Annotated in this window: 6 protein-coding genes; 5 read left to right on the forward strand and 1 reads right to left on the reverse strand. The window is 61.3% G+C overall.

Annotated features, from left to right (window positions below):
• Positions 1-31 precede the first annotated feature (31 nt).
• From ACYQ8L_RS17870 to ACYQ8L_RS17890, 5 genes are read left to right on the forward strand one after another with little or no spacing between them, the layout of a single operon-like run.
• Positions 32-103 (forward strand): hypothetical protein, encoded by a 72-nt coding sequence (locus ACYQ8L_RS17870; RefSeq protein ID WP_459943186.1) that lies wholly within the window; start codon positions 32-34, stop codon positions 101-103.
• Complete coding sequence (locus ACYQ8L_RS17875) at positions 100-846, forward strand: helicase-related protein (RefSeq protein ID WP_459943181.1); 747 nt, start codon at positions 100-102, stop codon at positions 844-846. The genes ACYQ8L_RS17870 and ACYQ8L_RS17875 overlap by 4 nt, the downstream gene beginning before the upstream one ends.
• A gap of 18 nt (positions 847-864) precedes the next feature.
• A complete protein-coding gene (locus ACYQ8L_RS17880; protein ID WP_459943182.1) occupies positions 865-1989 on the forward strand; it encodes a hypothetical protein in 1125 nt (374 codons plus the stop codon).
• On the forward strand, positions 1982-4003 hold the full coding sequence (gene pglZ, locus ACYQ8L_RS17885) for a BREX-3 system phosphatase PglZ (protein ID WP_459943183.1): 2022 nt from the start codon (positions 1982-1984) through the stop codon (positions 4001-4003). Before ACYQ8L_RS17880 ends, pglZ begins: the two co-directional genes overlap by 8 nt.
• Positions 4000-4740 (forward strand): hypothetical protein, encoded by a 741-nt coding sequence (locus tag ACYQ8L_RS17890; RefSeq protein WP_459943184.1) that lies wholly within the window; start codon positions 4000-4002, stop codon positions 4738-4740. Before pglZ ends, ACYQ8L_RS17890 begins: the two co-directional genes overlap by 4 nt.
• Positions 4741-4963: 223 nt before the next feature.
• Here ACYQ8L_RS17890 and ACYQ8L_RS17895 read toward each other — a convergent pair whose 3' ends face one another.
• Positions 4964-5215 carry a helix-turn-helix transcriptional regulator gene (locus tag ACYQ8L_RS17895; protein WP_459943185.1) on the reverse strand — a complete coding sequence of 84 codons (252 nt, stop codon included), beginning with the start codon at positions 5213-5215 and terminating at the stop codon, positions 4964-4966.
• Positions 5216-5596 lie beyond the last annotated feature (381 nt).

Consider the following 5596-nt stretch of genomic DNA (forward strand, 5'->3'; position numbering starts at 1 on the left):
ACTGCGAGAAAAGGGCTGCTACATCAAGGACATCGCCGCTCGACTCGGGGTGCACCCGCGCACGGTGAGCCGTGCCCTCGAGCGAGGTGCAGCCCCTATGTGATCCGGACCGAAAAGTGTCACGCCGTCGACGAGGAGGGGAAACCGCTTTTCCGCCCTCGACGCACGGAACTCGTGACGGTGGAGTGGACCGATCGGTACGCGGACCAGCGTGACCTCTACGGTGCCGTGACGGAGTACGTTCGGGAAGGGTACAACCGGGCGCTGCGCGAGAAGCGAAACGATTTGGGATTCCTCATGATCTTGATGCAGCGCTTGGTGGCGTCTAGCACCCGGGCGATTCGCCTTACCCTGGAGCGCCGGCTCGAGGTGTTACAGGATCGAGGTGGCCCACAACTGACCCTTTTCTCGGGCCTAAACGAGGAAGATTGGCTTGAGATGGACGCCGAGGAGTTGGTGGGTGCGTTGGTCGGGGTGGAGGACGCCGCGGTCCTGGATGAGCGTCGGCAGGTGGAGGTGCTTCTCGATAAGGCGCGACGGTGCGAAGGACATCAAGCGGATGTCAAAGCCGACGCGCTGATGGAGTGGCTGTACCGTCTCCAGGCCGAGGAGGGGGATCCAGATCTCAAAGTGTTGGTGTTCACCGAGTTCGTGTCCACCCAGGAGATGCTTGCGGAGTTCCTGAGCGAGCGGGGGTTCGAGGTGGTGTGCCTCAACGGGGCAATGGGGCTCGAAGAACGCCGGCGCGTGCAGGAAGTGTTCGCCGACCGTGCCCGGATTTTGATCTCCACGGATGCGGGTGGAGAAGGGCTCAATCTCCAGTTCTGCCACGTGGTGATCAACTAGGACATTCCCTGGAACCCCATGCGGCTGGAGCAGCGCATCGGGCGTGTGGATCGGATCGGCCAGAAGCACCCGGTCCGCGCGGTAAACCTGTTGCTCGAAGGGTCGGTGGAACAGCGGGTCCGAGAGGTGCTGGAGGAGAAGCTGCAGACCATCCTCCACGAGTTTGGTGTGGACAAGGCGGCCGATGTGCTCGATTCCGTGGACGCGGGTAAGGCGCTGCACGACCTCCATGTAGCGGCGCTCCTGGATCCGGCGGGAACGCAAACCAAGGCCGACGAGGTGGTGAGATCGCTGGGGGACCAAGTTCGTATAACCGAAGAAATTTCCAATTTTTTTGAAGAGACCGAGCCGTCACCTTCCGCGGAGATCGCGGGCATTCTCCAGCACCCGTTGCCGTACTGGGTGGAGCGGATGACGGTGAGCTATCTCCGGTCGCACGGAGGTAAGGCGACGTGTGCAGAGGGAGTTTGGGACCTGGTGTGGCCCGATGGGGAACGGTGGAGCGGGGTGGTGTTTTCGGGGAAGCGGGCGGCCGAGAATCCGGCGCGCCGTTTGGTTACCCTGGAAGATGAACGTGTTCGCGCGCTCGCGAAGCGCCTTGCCCCCTTTGTCCCCGACCAGCCGGTGCCGGTCATCTCGCTCGCGAATCTACCGCCAGACGTGAACGGGGTGTGGTCTCTCTGGCGGGTTTCCCTTGTGGGGCCGAGTGCGAGCAAAAGTCGCATGATGCCGTTGTTCCTGGCGGACGACGGACGGGTGTTTCTCCCCACTGCGCGTTACGTGTGGGAACGATTGACGGCGGAGGATCCCACGACCGTGGGGTGGATGGAACCGGACGCCGCGCGTGAAGCGGTTTGGAGGATGCGGGAGGTGGCCGAGCGGCACGGAAAGGCGGTGTACGACGAACTGGTGAGACAACACCGCAGGAGCCTTGCCGCGCGCCGCGAAAAGGGGGCATACGCCTTTGCGGCCCGGCGGCGAGCCATCGAACGGATCGGTCTGCCGCAGGTTCGAAATCACCGGCTGCGGCGTTTGGCGCAAGAAGAGGAAGAGTTCGAAACCGAGTTGGACCGGGAGTCCCAGACGATGCCGGAGTTGGTGCCGTTGATGTTTTTGCGGGTCGAGGGGAGCGCGCATGGGTAGCTGGCGGGACCAGATTCTCAGGGAATTCGCCCCGCAGGTGGCTCGGTTGACCCTCGTTGCGGATCCGGATGGGTTGCTCCTCGAGGAGGGAGTGCTGGATGGGATCCGCGACAGGGGGTTTGAGCTCATCCCGTTTGAGGATCATGTGGCCTTCCGGTACGCGTACGAGTCCCAATTCCGGTCGCGCTGGGACCGGGGAGAGTCCACCGAACTGGTGGTGGTGCTGCGCTCGGGGGAGCGGGATCTCGATACCCTCCCGTACGATCTGCTACAGGCGGGCCGGAAGCTCTCGTTCAACTTGGGGGATCTTTTCCCGCAGCTCAGCTACTCCGTGGTTGCTGCGCTCGACCGGGGGGATCTCGATGCCCTGTTCGAGGCGCAGTTGAGGTATGCGCCCGGGCCGCTCGGTGAGAACGCGACAAAGGACTTCGTCCTTCGTCATGTATTCGAGATCGCCCCGGAACTGATCAACGAACCGGAGGACCTGCTCCGGGTTTTGCTGCGCCGTCATTACAAAGGGCGGCGAATTCCGAGAATTCTTGACGATCGTTTCATCCAGGTGCTTCGGCAAACCCATCGGTTCCAGGATTGGCCGCTGGAAGCCATCGTTCCGGATAAACAGGCATTTTTTGCTTTTTTGCAGGAACGGTGGCCTGTATTTCTGGATTTTCTCGCCGACCGGCAGAAGTTCGAGGGGGTCAGCGACGACGAGCACGCGGCGGGCTACGGTCTGAAGTTTCGGGGACCCAGGCTTTTGCCTTTCAGCCACGACGACGTTCGCGTGTACATCGACAACCTGTTCGTCGAGGGCTTGCTCCAGCCCGTTCCCCACGAGAAGGCGGAATCCCTCGCCAAGACCTGGGTGGTGTGCGGCCTCCAACTCTCCCCAGGGGAAGACCGGCGCCGCCGCATGGAAGGGTTGCTGGATACCCTCGAGAAGACGATTCCCGAGGTGGATGCGCGCCATGGGGAGTGGCTCGATTTCGCCGGTCGGTGGGCGGAGCTTGCCGCCCTGGAGATGGAACCGGACTTCCCTTGTCCGGAAGGGTACCGGGAGCGCCGTGACGCACTGAGGTCCCGGATCGACGCAACGTTCCAGGCGTGGGTGGTGAAGCGCTACGCAAGCCTCATCAACCTTCCGCCCGCGCCGCCGGTGATGCTGCATCACATCCCGCGGTATCTGAGCCATGGGCTGGATGACAACCCGGATACGAAGATCGCGCTTGTGCTGCTCGACGGTATCGCGCTCGACCAGTGGGTGGCCGTGCGCCAAGAGCTTGGGGGGCTGGATCCCAAATTGCGGTTCCGTGAACGCGCCGTTTTCGCCTGGATTCCCACCCTCACCTCGGTTTCCCGACAAGCGGCCTTTGCCGGCAAGCCACCGATCTACTTTCCGGCGAGTATCCATACGACCGAAAAGGAGTCCGACCTCTGGACCCAGTTCTGGGTGGATCAAGGCCTCGCGTCGAAGGAGGTAGCGTACGCGAAGGGGTTGGGCGACGGAGACCTGGAGGAACTCGCCGAACTCCTGAACCGGCCCCATCTGCGCGTGGTCGGACTGGTGGTCGACAAGGTCGACCGGATCATGCACGGGATGGAGCTAGGTGCGGCGGGGATGCATAACCAGGTTCGGCAGTGGGCCCGTGAGGGATTTCTGAAAGATATGCTAGGTCTTCTTCACGAGAGAGGATTTCGCGTGTATCTCGCATCGGATCACGGCAACATTGAGGCTATGGGCGTGGGGAAGCCCTCCGAAGGCTCCCTTGCGGAAGTGCGGGGGGAGCGGGTACGGGTGTACGACGATCCGGTGCTACGGAAGCAGGTGAGCGATCGGTTCCCGGATGCGTACGAGTGGCCGCCGGTGGGGCTTCCGGAAACGTATCTGGCCCTTCTTGCCCCGGAGCGTGGGGCGTTTGTGACCAAGGGGAAAAAGGTGGTGTCGCACGGCGGATGGTGCATTGAGGAGCTGATCGTCCCCTTCGCCGAACTCGAGGTGCGGGGAGACGCGTCGTGAAGATCGGTTTTAGCAGCCAGCGGCTGCGGTACGAGTGGATGACGCGGGTGGCCGACCTGTGCCTCGCTGGGGTCGACGAGAAAAAGCTGGCGGAAGAAGCAGGAGGCTTTCTCTCGGAAGCACTGGCAGGCGAGGGAACCTCCGGGCGGGGCAGCCGGCAGAAGATGTGGTCGATTTTGCAGTCCATTTGGGTGCGACCTCGCAAGGATCTGCGTGCGCTCCGCGATGACGGCTTGCTGCTCCTCCGAGAGTTGCCGGCCGAGCAGCACCTTCCGGTCCACTGGGGTATGACCATGGCGGCCTACCCGTTCTGGAGGCTCGTCAGCTCGGAGGTCGGGAGGCTTCTCCGCCTACAGGAAACGGTTTCGCCCCGTCAGATCCGACGCCGTTTGGCAGAGCGGGTGGGGGATCGCGAGCTGGTGGCGCGGGCATCCCGCACCGTCTTGCGAAGCATTGCGGACTGGGGCTGCATCGAGGAACGCAAGGGAGGGACGAGCACGGTATACGCAAAGGGTGCCGTCCGCCCGGTAACCGATCCGCGGACCGTAGCGTTCGTCGTGGAATCCTTCTTGCGCTCCGATGGCGAGACCCCGAAGTCGCTGGGGGTGGTCTATCGAGCGCCTTGCTTTTTCCCGTTTTCCGTAAAAAACCTTCCCGGGGACCAACTGTGTTCTGTGAACGCAAGGTTGCAGACGTTTCGATCGGGATTCGAAGATGAGCTTATATTTATCGCGTAGATTTTAGCCGCATTTGCCATGCTGTGATGCGGCCCGCTTGTGGTGTCGTTGGGTCAAAAATAACCAAGTATTTGAACAATATGATGCAGGCAAATCTATAACAAATACGGGTGACGTCCGCTTGATTGACCCGCGTCATCCGGTGTCACGTGTTAATTGTCGGACTTCGCTTACATCAAGATTGTCCCCGCGTGAGCCGATCGCTGTTTGTTCGCCGAACGGGCTACAATGACTGGGCCCCCTGAGCGTGGGTTTTGTTGTCGTGTAGGATTTTGTAGGTGTGCTGTGTAGTGTGGCGTCTCTTGCATTGTTCCATGAAATTCTGCAGGTCTTGCTTGTGATAACGTACGCTGAATCCGAGTTTCAAAAAGGGCGGCCCCCATCCTTTTTGCCGCCAGCTCTGCAGCGTTCTATGAGAAAGGCCGAGGAACTTCGCAGCTTCTCGTTCCGTGAGGAGTGATTCGTAGTTGCTCATGGGTTTGCCTCCTTTTCCAATGGAGTGCTGGTTGGAAAATAGACCGTTTAGCACGTAACACAGGAATCTCCTTGCCTTTTGTGTAAAAAAAATGGCAGTGCCTGTGGAAAATAGCAATAGAGGGGATACGAGCCGGGCTGGCGATGGACGCGGGGACACCGGAAATCGGTGGGAGTTCGGCCACGTGGGAGACACGTGACGTTTGCGTTCGGGGCGGGGTGCCCCTTGGCCGCGCAGAATGCGCGGGTGACGACCGCCGTGAGAGGGGGCGGGCGAAGAGAACGGTTACGTTCTGCGACTATGCTAGAACGGCCCCCGAAAAGAATCAAGTGTGGAAATCCGGGACCCCTGTACATCCGGAACCCGACACGGACACGCACG

Source organism: Deferrisoma palaeochoriense (assembly GCF_054656955.1).

What these genes read in the sequence shown, in the direction of transcription:
- pglZ (WP_459943183.1), top strand. Translation starts at nt 1,982, where the DNA reads ATGGGTAGCTGGCGGGACCAGATTCTCAGGGAATTCGCCCCGCAGGTG.
- ACYQ8L_RS17880 (WP_459943182.1), top strand. Translation starts at nt 865, where the DNA reads ATGCGGCTGGAGCAGCGCATCGGGCGTGTGGATCGGATCGGCCAGAAG.
- ACYQ8L_RS17895 (WP_459943185.1), bottom strand. Translation starts at nt 5,215, where the DNA reads ATGAGCAACTACGAATCACTCCTCACGGAACGAGAAGCTGCGAAGTTC.